Below are 13030 nucleotides of genomic sequence, written 5' to 3'. Positions count from 1 at the left end.
AATAGCGATATTGAGGCTGTTTTCTTTCTGTTTCATTATTCGTCATTGTGCGTCCCAAAAGCCACGCGCACATTTGCGCTCTGGCGTGCCATTCTTAAGCTGACTTTCTCGGTTTTTATCTTGATAGGAAAGGGCATGAAGGAATACGCGCCGCAGTACAGCAAAAAAGAAAAGATCATCAGAGTCGCTATCGCTGGCGTATTTGGCCTTCTAGTTGGCGTGCTGTTTAAGCTTAAGGGAGAGCCTCTGCTGCAAGCAGTCGTCGAAGCGCCGGAATGTTATGAAGTGTTCGGTATGTCAGGCTTAGAACTTCTGGTTCACATACTGTTCTTTTGGATGCCACTGTCCGTGTTTTTACTTGCTGCGGTATTGATGTTGCCACTTGGCGTACGTGGTTTGATCGAAGGTCAGTTCCCACCAAAAGGCGTCAAGGTATTCAGACCCACAGTGATTCAACGCGGCAAACTTGGCACGCTTAAATCCCTTATTCATCTGTTGTTCCCCTTATTGTGCTTTGGTTTTGTCGTGTGGGGTAATGTTCAAATCGAACCCATGATGGAGATGTTCCAATCTAATCAAGGCATATCGAACTGTACCGACTGAAGTTGTGTGACCTTGCTTCCTAGAAAAATCGTCCGATAAATCAGTTATTTGTTGAATCTAAAATATTAGTCGAAAAGACAAAAATAATTAGAGGACGTTGAACTGTATAAGCAATTTTATACGCCTTTTGTTTGATAAACTCGGTGGTGAATTGAACAATAAAACAAAGGTATCTATTCATGTTCAACAACCTTTCCATCAAGCAGAAGATAGTTCTCCCGCTGTCTTTGATGATTGTATTACTGACGGTAAGTTCAGTATTGAATGTTCTCACCATGTGGAAACAGACCGAGCTTAGTGACACGCTCAACGACCAAGTCATTCCGAGCTTATTCACTCTTGAAGATGCGTATCGCGACCTGTATCAAGCGACTTCTGCGATTCAAGGTTTGGCGTTGGCACAGACTCAAGAAGAAATTGACCACCACTTGTTTGAATACAAAGACAACGCCTACAAAGCTCTGCCTCGTATGAAGAAAGTCATGTCACTTTCTGATCAAGGCGTTCTGCCGCGAAGCCACGGTAGTGAAGTTCAACAGTTGGTCTCAACGGGTGAGCAATGGCTGCAAAGTTATGAGGCAATGATCAGCAAGCCACAATCACAGTGGGTAAACTACTACGAATCAAACAAAGCCGAATTTGAACACCAATTTGGTGCGGTCCGCGATCAATTGAACGTAGTGAAAGACGCGATTGAAGCAAAGCAAAATACGCTAAAAACGGACATCGCGGCAGCGGCATTTCGTGCAGAAGTCATTTTAGAAGCGGGCATTGCGATCGTAATTCTAGCGGCACTTGGCATGGTGGCTTTGTTGCTTAAAACGGTAGTGAAGCCAATCAACGACATCAAAGAAGCAATGGTACAAATTGCGTCTGGAGAGGGGGATTTAAGTCAGCGCATCAGCATCAATTCTCAAGATGAAATTGGTCAACTGGCTGGTGGCTTTAACCAGTTCGTCACTAAGATCCAAGCGACGGTGTCACAAGTGGTAGAAAGCTCAAACACACTGCGTCAGGAAATGAATAACCTAAATGCGCTGACTTCGACCATTGCAGATTCAACGGTAGGCCAACAGCGTGACAGCGAAGCCGTTGCCGCAGCCGTTCATGAAATGCAGGTGACGAGCCGTAACGTGAGTGATAGCGCGACAGAAGCTGCATTGGCAAGTCAAACTGCGAACGAAGAGTTGTCGAATACCAATGTGATTTTGGAGCAGACCGTTGCAGCGATTCGTGACCTTGCGGGTGAGATTGAAAGTGCAAGCCAAGTCATCAACACACTAGACAATGACGTAAGCAACATTGCTTCGGTATTGGATGTTATCCGTGGCATTGCAGAGCAGACCAACTTGCTAGCATTGAACGCGGCGATTGAAGCAGCGCGTGCTGGTGAGCAAGGTCGTGGTTTTGCTGTCGTGGCAGATGAAGTTCGTTCACTAGCAAGCCGAACGCAAAAGAGCACGGGCGAGATCCAAGCCATGATTGAGAAGCTGCAAGCAGGTGCTGCTCAGGCGGTGGAAGTGATGCAGGGCAGTAAAACCAGCAGTGAAGACACCATCCAATCGGCAGGCTTGGCGACAGAGTCGTTGGCTGAAATCCTCAACGCGATTGCACGCATGAACGAGATGAACACGCACATTGCGACAGCAGCGGGCCAACAAAGCTCAGTGAGTGATGAAGTGAACAGCAACGTTCAAGGTATCGCAGACAGCAGCACGTCGATTGTGGATGTGGTAAGCCAAGCGCAACAGTCACTGTCTATGTTGTCTGAACAGACACAACAGTTAGACAAGCAAGTGAGCCAGTTCCGCGTATAAAACAGCGTTATACCCATTGCGCTTACTCGAAATGAAAAAGGCACCTTTGATTATCAAAGGTGCCTTTTTGTAAGTTTCTTTAGAAGCGGTAAGCATCAGTATAAGCAGCGGAGCGTCATATTCTTTAGAGTTCTCTCTGCTCTGCCGAAAAAGAGCAAACTGCATTGTTCATCTAGATAGTAGATACGATTGTGGCGCATGGTTACCGGCTTTTCACAGCTCAATACAATGTATTCGTTTCCCTTAGATTTTGAATACTCATATTGATAGTCAAGCGATTGATACTCTGTCACAGCACCACCGATTGGTGAGTAGTGATTACGGGTCTCAATGTGACCTTTATAGAGCTTGGTATAGGTCGTCCACCTGTATTGCATCGCTTCTACTTTGCCAAACAATTGAACTTTTGACTGGTGTGCCGTGAACAAGAGAATGCCGTTGAACACAACCAATGCTATCAATACTTTGAATTTATGGGCATTGAAGTAAAAGCTGATCTTTGTGATAAATGCATTCATGGTTGTTAATTGTCACTACCGTTTTTCCGTCATCGGAACGTTTTATTTCTGGGTAAGCTTTAGCTTTTAGCACTTGTTCAAAGTCGTGCTTGTAATACAGTGCTTTTGTCGTTTCATAAAGATTAAACAGCGTCACTAACAGCATAACTATAAAAAGCGCATTCCATAGTTTTGCGTTTTGCTTGCTGGTTGACTTGAGAGCACACTCTTCTGGCTTGGTTATTGGCTTTAAAACTGGCTCTTCTGGAGCAAATTTAAAATTGAGGGAATAGCCAACCCCAGGGGTATTAACCAGAATGGTCTTTCCGTTATCTTCCAACGTTCGTCGAGTGCGATTAATCAGTTGAGGCAAACTCTCTTGTGAGATGTGTTCATAGCCCCAAACCTGCTGAATAATCTCTTTATTGCTGATCGTGTTTGGATACGCATCAACAAGGCAATTTAACAACGCTTTTTGTTTATTGGTCAGCTTAACTGCTTCTTGTTCTTCTGCTTTGCCATTCAAAGGGGATGGCTGTAAATAGTGAGTCGTCCTGTCCCAAAGGTAATTCCCTAATACTAAAGAGTTATTATTGTTCATAACCAACTTATTTCGTATGTCAGGTTGTTTAGGGGGAGCGAATTATAGGGTAATAAATACGGAAATCAACGCTTATATTTGCAATTTATTTAATCAAAGCGAGCTTTAAATGTTCAATTAATGATGCAATGTTAAGCGAGTGTAAATTCTTGTTTTTTTCATTTATTCTCACGATATTTAATAAGCTTTCTTTTTATCCGCGATAGCAAAACCTCTTACTAATTGGTTTGCTTTGTCACGAATTCTCTGGTTTTGTCTACTCTTTTTTACTGTTTTTATTAAGAAAAATCTGATTTCGATTGCTCACAGAAATTTTATTTTTCCAATAAAAAAGCACTCAAATTGAGAGATCAGCGACAGCTTTCGAATAAACATTTTTGTCTATCGTAAAGAACGTTAAATTTTGTTGTATGTACAACATTGAATAATTATCATCCCGACTAATATTTGCTGACTTTTTATTGAGTCACGTTGTTTTAGTTAGGAAGAGAGAATTTTCATGACACGTAGAACCACGCTATCGCTCTTGATTGCGTCGAGCCTATTATTGGTCGGGTGTGAGCAGAGCCAAGAAGGACAAGCGCAAGGTGGTCCAGCGCCGACACCAGAAGTGACGGTATTGACGGTAGAACCTGTTCGCCAAGCGTTAACAGTAGAACTGCCAGGCCGCAGCCGAGCGTTTAAAGAGGCAGAAGTTCGCCCACAGGTAACGGGTATTATTTCTGAGCGTAATTTTGAAGAGGGTGGTGTGGTTGAGAAAGGTCAATCGCTTTATCAGATCGACGATTCTACGTTCCAAGCAGATCTATTAAGCGCAGAAGCGGAACTGATCCGTGCCCAAGCATCTGAAGAGTCAACGTACTCAACGGTTCGTCGTTACCGTGCGTTGATCACCAAGAAGTCGATCAGCCAACAAGATCTCGATGAAGCAGAAGCGGCTTACAAAGAAGCGAAAGCGCAAGTGTTGGTCGCTAAAGCGAGAATCAACACGGCGAAGATCAATCTGTCTTACGCACAAGTGAAAGCGCCAATCAGCGGTGTGATCAGCAAGTCTAACGTAACGGCGGGTGCGCTGGTAACGGCAAACCAAGCGGCGACGCTAACGACTATCCAACAACTAGACCCAATCAATGTTGATATCGTGCAATCTTCTGCTCAGTTACTCCGTTTGAAAGCTGCGATGTCACAAGGTCACTTGCAAAAAGACGAATCCGCTCAAGTGACGCTAACGCTTGAAGACGGTTCGACTTACGCGCACAAAGGCACCATGAAGTTTACCGAAGTGAACGTAGATGAAAGTACGGGCAGCGTAACGCTACGTGCAGAATTCGCGAACCCAGATGGCTTACTGCTACCGGGCATGTTCGTGCGCGCAACAGTAACAGTAGGTGTGGACCCTGTGGCGATTCTTATCCCGCAAAACACAGTAACGCGTGACGCAACGGGCAAAGCTTCAGTCATGACTGTGGGTGCGGACAACAAAGTGTCTATCACTCCAGTGACGACGGCAGAGTCTATTGGTAACCAATGGCGCATCACAGAAGGCTTGAAAGTGGGTGATAAAGTCATCACAACTGGTCTGCAAATGGTGCAACCGGGTAACCCAGTGACCATTCAATCAGGTGAGCAGGCATAATCATGGCACGATTCTTTATCGATCGTCCGGTATTTGCTTGGGTACTTGCGATTCTGACCATGTTGGCGGGCGTAATGTCCCTGTTCAACTTGCCGGTTTCTCAATACCCGACGATTTCACCGACCACGATCTCAATCAATGCCCGTTACCCGGGTGCTTCTGCGAAAACCGTAGAAGACTCAGTGACTCAGGTTATCGAGCAAAACATGACGGGTCTGGACTACCTACGCTACCTAAACTCAAGTAGTGATGCGTTTGGTAACGCGACCATTACGCTGACGTTTGATAGCGAAGCGGATCCAGATATCGCGCAAGTTCAGGTGCAGAACAAACTGCAATTGGCGATGACGTCGCTTCCGATGGAAGTACAAAGCCAAGGTATCATCGTAAACAAATCCAACACCTCATTCTTGATGGTTGTGGCGGTTTACTCTGAAGACCCTGAATTCACAGAAAACGACATCGGTGACTTTGTTGTTACCAATATTCAAGATCCGATCAGCCGTGTTACGGGTGTAGGTCAAGTGCAAGCGTTTGGTTCTCAATACGCAATGCGCGTTTGGCTAGACCCATTCAAACTGACTCAGTTCAACCTAACGGCAATCGACGTTGCGAACGCTATTCGTGAGCAGAATGCACAGGTTTCTTCGGGTCAGTTAGGCGCAGCACCTGCTCAGTCTGGTCAGTTGCTTAACGCGACGATTTCTTCAGCAAGCCGTCTAACCAGTGTGGCTGAATTCAGAAACATCATTCTGAAATCAGAAGCGAACGGTTCGAATGTTTACCTGAAAGACGTGGCCCGTGTTGAGCGTGGTGCAGAAAGCTACGACATCAAAGGTCAGTACAACGGCTTCCCAGCGGCAGGTCTTGGTATCTCGCTTGGTACTGGTGCGAACGCGCTAGAAACGGCAGAAGCTGTAAAAGAACGCCTTGGTCAGTTAAGTGCGACTTTCCCAGATGGCTTGAAGATCGCTTACCCGTTTGAAACAACGCCATTCGTTGATGCGTCGATCAAAGAAGTAATCAAGACACTGCTTGAAGCAATCGTGTTGGTATTTTTGATCATGTACCTGTTCTTGCAGAACTTCCGTGCGACGATCATTCCAACGATTGCGGTTCCGGTGGTATTGCTGGGTACGTTTGCGATCCTTTACGCGACCGGCTTTAGTGTTAATACCTTAACCATGTTTGCGATGGTTCTGGCAATCGGCTTGCTGGTGGACGATGCGATCGTAGTAGTTGAGAACGTGGAACGTGTAATGCACGAAGACGGTCTCGATCCAAAAGAAGCGACGAAGAAGTCGATGGGTCAGATCACTGGCGCGCTAGTAGGTGTTGGTTTGACGCTGTCTGCGGTATTCGTACCGATGGCATTCATGTCTGGCTCAACCGGTGTTATCTACCGTCAGTTCTCTATCACTATCGTAGCGGCGATGACCCTATCGGTATTGGTGGCGATCATTCTTACTCCGGCACTTTGTGCGAGCTTGCTGAAAAAAGGCGACGCAGAATTTTCGGATAAGAAAGGCTTCTTTGGCTGGTTCAACCGTAAGTTTGATGCGGCAACGGCGGGTTACGAAGCGGGCGTAGCGAAAATGCTGAAACGCACTGGTCGTATGCTGCTGGTGTTCGCGGCAATGAGTGCGGGCGCTGGTTGGTTGTTTATGAACCTACCAACATCGTTCCTACCGGATGAAGACCAAGGTACGGTGTTCTCAATGGCAATTTTGCCACCGAACTCGACTCAAGAGCAGACTGAAAAGACCCTAGAAAAAGTCCGTAACTACTTCCTAGAAGAAGAGAAAGACAACGTTGCGTCAGTGTTCTCGGTAGCGGGCTTCAGTTTCGCGGGTCAAGGTCAGAACATGGGTATGGCGTTTATCGGTCTGAAAGATTGGTCAGAACGTGAAGCTCCGGGTTCGGATGCGGCTTCGCTGACAGGTCGTGCGATGGGTTACTTCTCAACGATTAAAGAAGCAATGGTGTTTGCGTTTGCACCACCGGCGATTCAAGAGTTGGGTAACGCGACTGGTTTCGACTTCTACCTACAAGACTCAACGGGCAATGGTCACGAAGCGCTTGTAGCGGCTCAATACCAAATCCTCGGTATGGCAGCACAAAACCCGAAACTAGTGGGTGTGCGTCCAAACGGTCAGGCAGATGCTCCGATGTACCAAGTTCATATCGACCACGTGAAACTGCGTGCGCTTGATGTGAGCATTAATGATGTAAACCAAATCCTAGCTTCGGCATGGGGTGGTGCGTACATCAACGATTACATCGACCGCGGACGCGTGAAGAAGGTAATGGTACAGAGTGATGCTGAACACCGCATGCAGCCGAAAGACTTCGACTCGTGGTACGTGCGTAACTCACAAGGCGAGATGGTGCCATTCTCAGCATTCGCAACGGGTGAGTGGACTTACGGTTCTCCGCTATTACAACGCTTTAACGGTCTACCTGCGATGAATATCCAAGGTGGTGCTGCTCCGGGCGTAAGTACTGGTGAAGCGATGGCAGAAATCGAAGCCATGGTAGAAAAACTGCCTCCTGGCTTTACGGTGAACTGGAACGGTATCTCTTACGAGGAACGTCTGTCTGGTAACCAAGCGCCAATGCTTTACGCGCTGTCGATTCTGGTTGTCTTCCTTGTACTAGCTGCACTTTATGAGAGCTGGTCAGTACCATTCGCGGTTGTACTTGTAGTGCCTCTGGGTGTGCTAGGTGCGGTACTTGCGGTCATGACTCGCGGTATGGATAACGACGTATTCTTCCAAGTTAGTTTGTTGACCACTGTTGGTCTGGCAACGAAGAACGCGATCCTTATCGTGGAATTCGCCAAGGAATACTACGAGAAAGGCGCGGGCTTGATTGAAGCAACGCTGCACGCGGTACGTGTTCGTCTTCGTCCTATCATCATGACTTCGCTTGCGTTTGGTCTTGGTGTCGTACCGCTAGCGATCAGTGCGGGCGTAGGCTCTGCGGGTCAGAATGCGGTAGGTACGGGCGTACTTGGCGGTATGGTAAGTGCGACCTTGCTTGGTATCTTCTTCGTACCTGTGTTCTTCGTTGTGGTTGAGCGTTTGTTCGATCGCCGCGCAAGAAAAGAAGCACAAAAAGAGCAAGTGGAATCTACTTCACAGCCGACGGCAAGCCAAGAGTAGGACTTAGCGCTAAAGACTAAGTTATACTATTGCTAATAAGTACAAGAAAAGGGCGCTTCGGCGTCCTTTATTTTTGGATTCAATTGGATAGTTTGCGTTTGAGGTTTAATTTTTACGTCATTCTGAAAAGCGAGGGACGAGCGTGATTCAGAATCTGCTCACCGAGTGCTGTGACTTGATGTGAAATATTGAGTGAGTGCGTGTGGCAGTTAGATTCCTGATCTCGCCTAGGCTCGTCGGAATGACCGAGATTTGAGTGTTGAAAGAGATCCCCAACTCGCTCGTCCCTCGCTCTTGAGGATGACGGACGTAGGGTCTCTGAGGCTCATCAGAATGCTCGGAATATTGAATTGAGCATGTCACTCAACAACGCGTCATTCCCGAAAGCGACGAAGGAGCGTAGTCGGGAATCTCTTGTAAACGCAGTACTATCCAAATGAAAACAAAGCCGAAAGTAGAATAGGCAAGTATGAAAGATCAGAAGATTTCTCCGATATCCGTGTTGGATCAAAGCCCGATGTTTGTGTGCAGCGTGATGAACCGAACCTTCCGCAATCGTGCCCAAGCAGAGCTATCGCGTCAGGACTTAATGACGTTGGAAATGGCGAGTGCCTTGGCGGCGTTAGAAGAGTTTCAACCGATGAGTCAGCAAGAGCTGGCGGATGCGGTTCTGACAGAGCGAAGCGTAGCAAAACGTATGGTAGATAACTTAGAGAAACGAGGTTTTGTTAAAGTTTCTAAGAGCGAAACCAATCAGAGATTAAAGATTCTGACACTCACCAAAGAGGGCGTAGAAGCGGTACGCAAAGTGCACCGCATCATGACCAACCTCAAGCAAGATTTCTTCTCTTGTTTGACGGAAGAGGAATCTGACGAATTCTTCCGTTTGGTGCGTAAAATGACTTTAGCCAACCACCCTTAATTCTGCATTTCAAACGATGGCGAGCCAATTAGCTTTCTGTGAGGAAACGGTTCGCCACTTCAGCTTCTTGCTTCTTCATCAATTGATGCGCGGTCAGCATGTGTTGTTCCATCACTTGTTTGGCTTTTGAAGCGTCACCTTTACGCAGTGCTTCCACCAGTGCACGTTGGCTTTGTACGCCCGTTTGCCACAGCTTATGGTTCCCTGGTTCATACAATTTACGGTAAATCGTTAGTTCGGTAAGCATCTGAGCAGTAAAACGAACCACAAACTTCAGCAGCTCGTTGCCAGAGTAACTGGCTAATAGGCTGTGAAACTCAATTGATGCAATGTGGTGTTCGCGTTCTTGATACACGTCTTCTGGTGGCGTGTGGTACTTATCGATTTGCTGATCGAGCGTAACAAGCTGTGCTTCTGTTAATGTGCCTGCTAATGAGGCAGCGATTTCTGGTTCAAGTGACAAGCGGATTTGGTACAGGTCAGAAATCGAAACGTCTTTAAAGAACAGGTAGTTGCTTAGCAGTGCCTGAGCTTTGTTCTCGCTCATTTCGCTAACAAACACACCGCCTTTTGGCCCTGTCTTGGTCGAGAGAATGCCTTGTGCTTCAAGGATTCGCATGCTTTCTCGTACCGTGCTTTTGGAAGCATCAAAGGTTTCCATGACTTCGATTTCACTCGGCAGACGATCGCCGGGCTGCAAAGCTTGATCGACGATCCAAGTTTTGATCGATTCGGCCAGTTGTTGAGTTCTACGTCCTTTCGCGCTGCTTGCCACATTTTCCTCGCTGGGTTATCTCGCGGTATCTATTAAATTTTGAAGGAAATTCAAAGGATGTCACCAGTTTTCTGCCTTTCATTTTCTGAAAAACGAACACGGTTTTAGTTATGAAACCATCCGATTATCGATCGAATCGCACTCACAAAAAAGTCTATTTATCATGATAAATGTCTTTCATTTGATATTTATCATGATAAATTAAAAATGAACATGGTTAGAAATAGAGCGATTCAAGATGGAAAAATTTGTAGAAACGGCCAGTCTAGCGTGGGAATGGTTGGAAGATATTGCTCAATGCAGCCAAACCAATGACCCAGATAGCGAAGGCGTGACGCGTTTGTGTGCCAGTGAAGAGCATGCGAGAGCAAATGAAAAGCTACGCGAGTGGATGTTGTTGTCTGGCATGGAAGTGCGCATGGATAACGCGGCTAACCTTATTGGTCGTTATCACAGTCCGAACCCAAATGCGCAGACGCTGATCTTTGGTTCCCACCAAGATACCGTGCCAAATGGTGGCAAGTACGATGGTATTTTAGGTGTCATCCTACCTATCGCTTTGGTTCATTATTTCCATCAGCATAAATTTGAATTTCCTTTCCATATCGATGTGATTGCCTTTAGCGATGAAGAGGGCACTCGATTCCAATCGACATTACTTGGTTCAAAAGCCATTGCCGGAACGTTTGACCCGAGCGTTTTGGATGCACGCGATGCTCACGGTATTACGATGCGTGAAGCACTGACATCATTCGGTTGCCATCCAGAACTTATTGCGCAAGATGCTTACGACAAAGACAAGGTGTTGGGCTTTGTGGAGCTCCACATAGAACAAGGCCCGCAACTTGAGCAAGCGAATTTGCCTGTGGGTGTGGTTACGGCCATCACCGGTATTGAGCGCCATACTTTATCGGTTTTAGGTAAAGCTGGTCACGCGGGTACCGTGCCAATGAACATGCGCCAAGATGCGCTAGTTGGGGCTGCGCAGGTCATCCATATGTTTGACCAAATGTGTAAGCGTGAAGACGACCTTGTGGGGGTGGTGGGCAAAATTGCCAACTTCCCGAACGGTGTGAATGTGATTCCTCAGCAAACGGACATCACTATCGAACTGCGCTCACCAAATGATGCTTCGCGTATTGCCGCACGACAAGAAATGCTGGCAAACATCGAAACCTTAATGACGCAGTACAATCTTGCGTATCGCCACGAACAGACTTACGAGCAAGCGGCGGTCACTTGTTCTGATTCGCTTTCCTCGGCACTGACTCAGGCGATCTCGCTATCCAATATTGAAGCTAAGCACTTATTTAGTGGTGCAGGGCATGATGGCCTTGCGGTGTGTGAATTAACGGACATTGCGATGCTGTTTATGCGTTGTACGGATGGGGTTAGCCACCATCCAGATGAAGCGATTCTACAAAAAGATCTGATGGCCGCAGTCGAAGTGCTGAACCATTTCTGCATGCTGATGAAGCATCAATAACACGCGACTAAAACAAGAGAGGGTGGGGATTCATCCTCTTTTTTACTTTTAAAACCAAGCGTTGGTTTTTGCTTGCAAACGTGATTGCTCAAACGAGTGAGCTTTCATTCCTATACTAAGGAGAGATTTTGTTATGGATATGACAAAGAAGATGGAGACGACAGAGAAAAAGGCTTGGTACAAAAGCATGCCGGACCCGATGGTCCTGATCTTTATGATTTTAGTGGCGACTTACCTACTGACCTTTGTTGTGCCTGCGGGGGAATTCTCACGCGTTGTTGTCGATGGCCGAACTACGGTAGTACCGAACTCATTTGCCTATCTGAATGACGTTCCAGCGGTGCATTTCTTTGATATTTTTGTCGCGATTCCGAAAGGTTTGATCAGTGCGGCGCCTTACTTGTTCATCGTATTTATTGCTGGTGGCTTGTTCCACATCTTGCAACGCACCGGAGCATTAGAGAACGCAATTGGTGTGGCGGTAAACAAAGCGGGTGTGAAGAACCGTAATTTGATCATCACCATCGGCACCTTTATCTACGGCTTCTTTGGCGTGGCGGTAGGCTTTGAGAACAACATCGCACTTGTTCCGGTTGCAGTTCTGATTTCTGCAGCGGTTGGTTACTCCAGCCTTGTCGGTACGGTAATGGCGGTGGGCGGCATCGGAGTGGGCTTTGCTCTGTCACCAATCAACCCTTATACCGTCGGTGTGGCTCAAGGTATTGCAGAGCTGCCTACTTTCTCGGGCGCTTGGCTGCGTGCAGCGATGGTGATTTCCTCTCTTGCACTGCTGTCTTACTACATCTGTACTCGCGTGGCGAAGATGGAGTTTAAAGAGCCAGATTCAGCAGAAGGCTTAAGCAAAGATCTATCGGAATACCATCTAGAGAAGAAAGACAAACTGACGCTGGGCGTATTCCTAGCAGGTCTTGGCGTGATGCTTTACGGCGTATTTGCCAATGGCTGGTACATCAACGAGATCGCAGGCTTGTTCTTATTGATGGCGATTGTGATCGGCGCAGTCAACGGTTTAAGCGCTAATGGCATTGTGAAGCAAATGATGGAAGGTGCATCGGGCGTAACCGCAGGTGCATTGGTGATTGGTGTTGCTGCATCGATTCAAATCATCCTCGACCAAGCGCAAATCATCGACACCATCGTTAACGCGTTAAGCTCACTTATTCAAGATATGCCGATTGCTATCTCTGCGATTGTTGCGAGTGTGGTGCAAGGTGTGATCAACCTATTCGTACCATCGGGTTCTGGTCAGGCAATGGTGACCATGCCAATCCTAATTCCTGTGGCAGATCTTACTGGCATGAGTCGACAGCTGATGATCACCGCATTCCAAGTGGGTGACGGTCTGACCAACCTTATCGTACCGACTTCTGGTGGTACGCTAGCAATGTTGGCACTTGGTCGCGTGTCTTACGAGCAGTGGCTCAAAGCCATCATGCCATTCATGGCGTTCGTTTATGTTCTATGTTGGGTAGCTCTGTTTGTTGGACAAATGGTTGGTTACTAACGCC

General features: G+C 46.9%; 9 protein-coding genes. 7 read left to right on the top strand and 2 right to left on the bottom strand.

The genetic code is table 11. The features are described from left to right. Positions 1-135 precede the first annotated feature (135 nt). Both KIT90_RS21095 and KIT90_RS21090 read left to right on the top strand, forming a co-directional pair. Positions 136-603, top strand: coding sequence for a hypothetical protein (locus KIT90_RS21095; RefSeq protein ID WP_285378544.1), 468 nt, complete (start codon positions 136-138; stop codon positions 601-603). Between the two features lie 179 nt (positions 604-782). Then, positions 783-2420: a methyl-accepting chemotaxis protein gene (locus KIT90_RS21090; protein ID WP_285378542.1), complete on the top strand. Its 1638-nt coding sequence runs from the start codon at positions 783-785 to the stop codon at positions 2418-2420. A 471-nt stretch (positions 2421-2891) separates the two neighbouring features. On the opposite strand, the gene KIT90_RS21085 is transcribed toward KIT90_RS21090, so the two are convergent. Then, on the bottom strand, positions 2892-3518 hold the full coding sequence (locus KIT90_RS21085) for a winged helix-turn-helix domain-containing protein (protein WP_171370112.1): 627 nt from the start codon (positions 3516-3518) through the stop codon (positions 2892-2894). A gap of 499 nt (positions 3519-4017) precedes the next feature. Here KIT90_RS21085 and KIT90_RS21080 point away from each other — a divergent pair, with 499 nt between their 5' ends. The 3 genes from KIT90_RS21080 (at position 4018) to KIT90_RS21070 (ending at position 9240) form a co-directional block, all read left to right on the top strand. Then, positions 4018-5154, top strand: coding sequence for an efflux RND transporter periplasmic adaptor subunit (locus KIT90_RS21080; protein ID WP_020195666.1), 1137 nt, complete (start codon positions 4018-4020; stop codon positions 5152-5154). Between the two features lie 2 nt (positions 5155-5156). Continuing rightward, the gene (locus tag KIT90_RS21075; RefSeq protein WP_009707045.1) at positions 5157-8318 is read left to right on the top strand and encodes an efflux RND transporter permease subunit; all 3162 of its coding nucleotides are present in this window, start codon (positions 5157-5159) and stop codon (positions 8316-8318) included. A 469-nt stretch (positions 8319-8787) separates the two neighbouring features. Beyond that, positions 8788-9240, top strand: a complete 453-nt coding sequence (locus KIT90_RS21070) for a MarR family winged helix-turn-helix transcriptional regulator (RefSeq protein ID WP_054755829.1) — start codon at positions 8788-8790, stop codon at positions 9238-9240. A gap of 28 nt (positions 9241-9268) precedes the next feature. Here the strand turns inward: KIT90_RS21070 and KIT90_RS21065 are convergent, their stop codons facing one another. Next, the gene (locus KIT90_RS21065; protein ID WP_171370113.1) at positions 9269-10015 is read right to left on the bottom strand and encodes an FCD domain-containing protein; all 747 of its coding nucleotides are present in this window, start codon (positions 10013-10015) and stop codon (positions 9269-9271) included. 238 nt (positions 10016-10253) lie between these two features. On the opposite strand from KIT90_RS21065, the gene KIT90_RS21060 reads away from it, so the two are divergent. Both KIT90_RS21060 and KIT90_RS21055 read left to right on the top strand, forming a co-directional pair. Next, positions 10254-11501 carry an allantoate amidohydrolase gene (locus tag KIT90_RS21060; RefSeq protein WP_171370114.1) on the top strand — a complete coding sequence of 416 codons (1248 nt, stop codon included), beginning with the start codon at positions 10254-10256 and terminating at the stop codon, positions 11499-11501. Between the two features lie 133 nt (positions 11502-11634). Beyond that, entirely contained in the window at positions 11635-13026 is a 1392-nt protein-coding gene (locus tag KIT90_RS21055) for a YfcC family protein (RefSeq protein ID WP_005437061.1), read from the top strand. The last annotated feature ends 4 nt before the right edge of the window (positions 13027-13030 follow it).

The sequence above is a fragment of the Vibrio sp. B172a genome (assembly GCF_030248355.1).
GTDB lineage: Bacteria > Pseudomonadota > Gammaproteobacteria > Enterobacterales > Vibrionaceae > Vibrio > Vibrio owensii.
The sequence above is the reverse complement of the archived record's forward strand: the minus strand, read 5'-3'. Positions and strand labels throughout refer to the sequence as shown.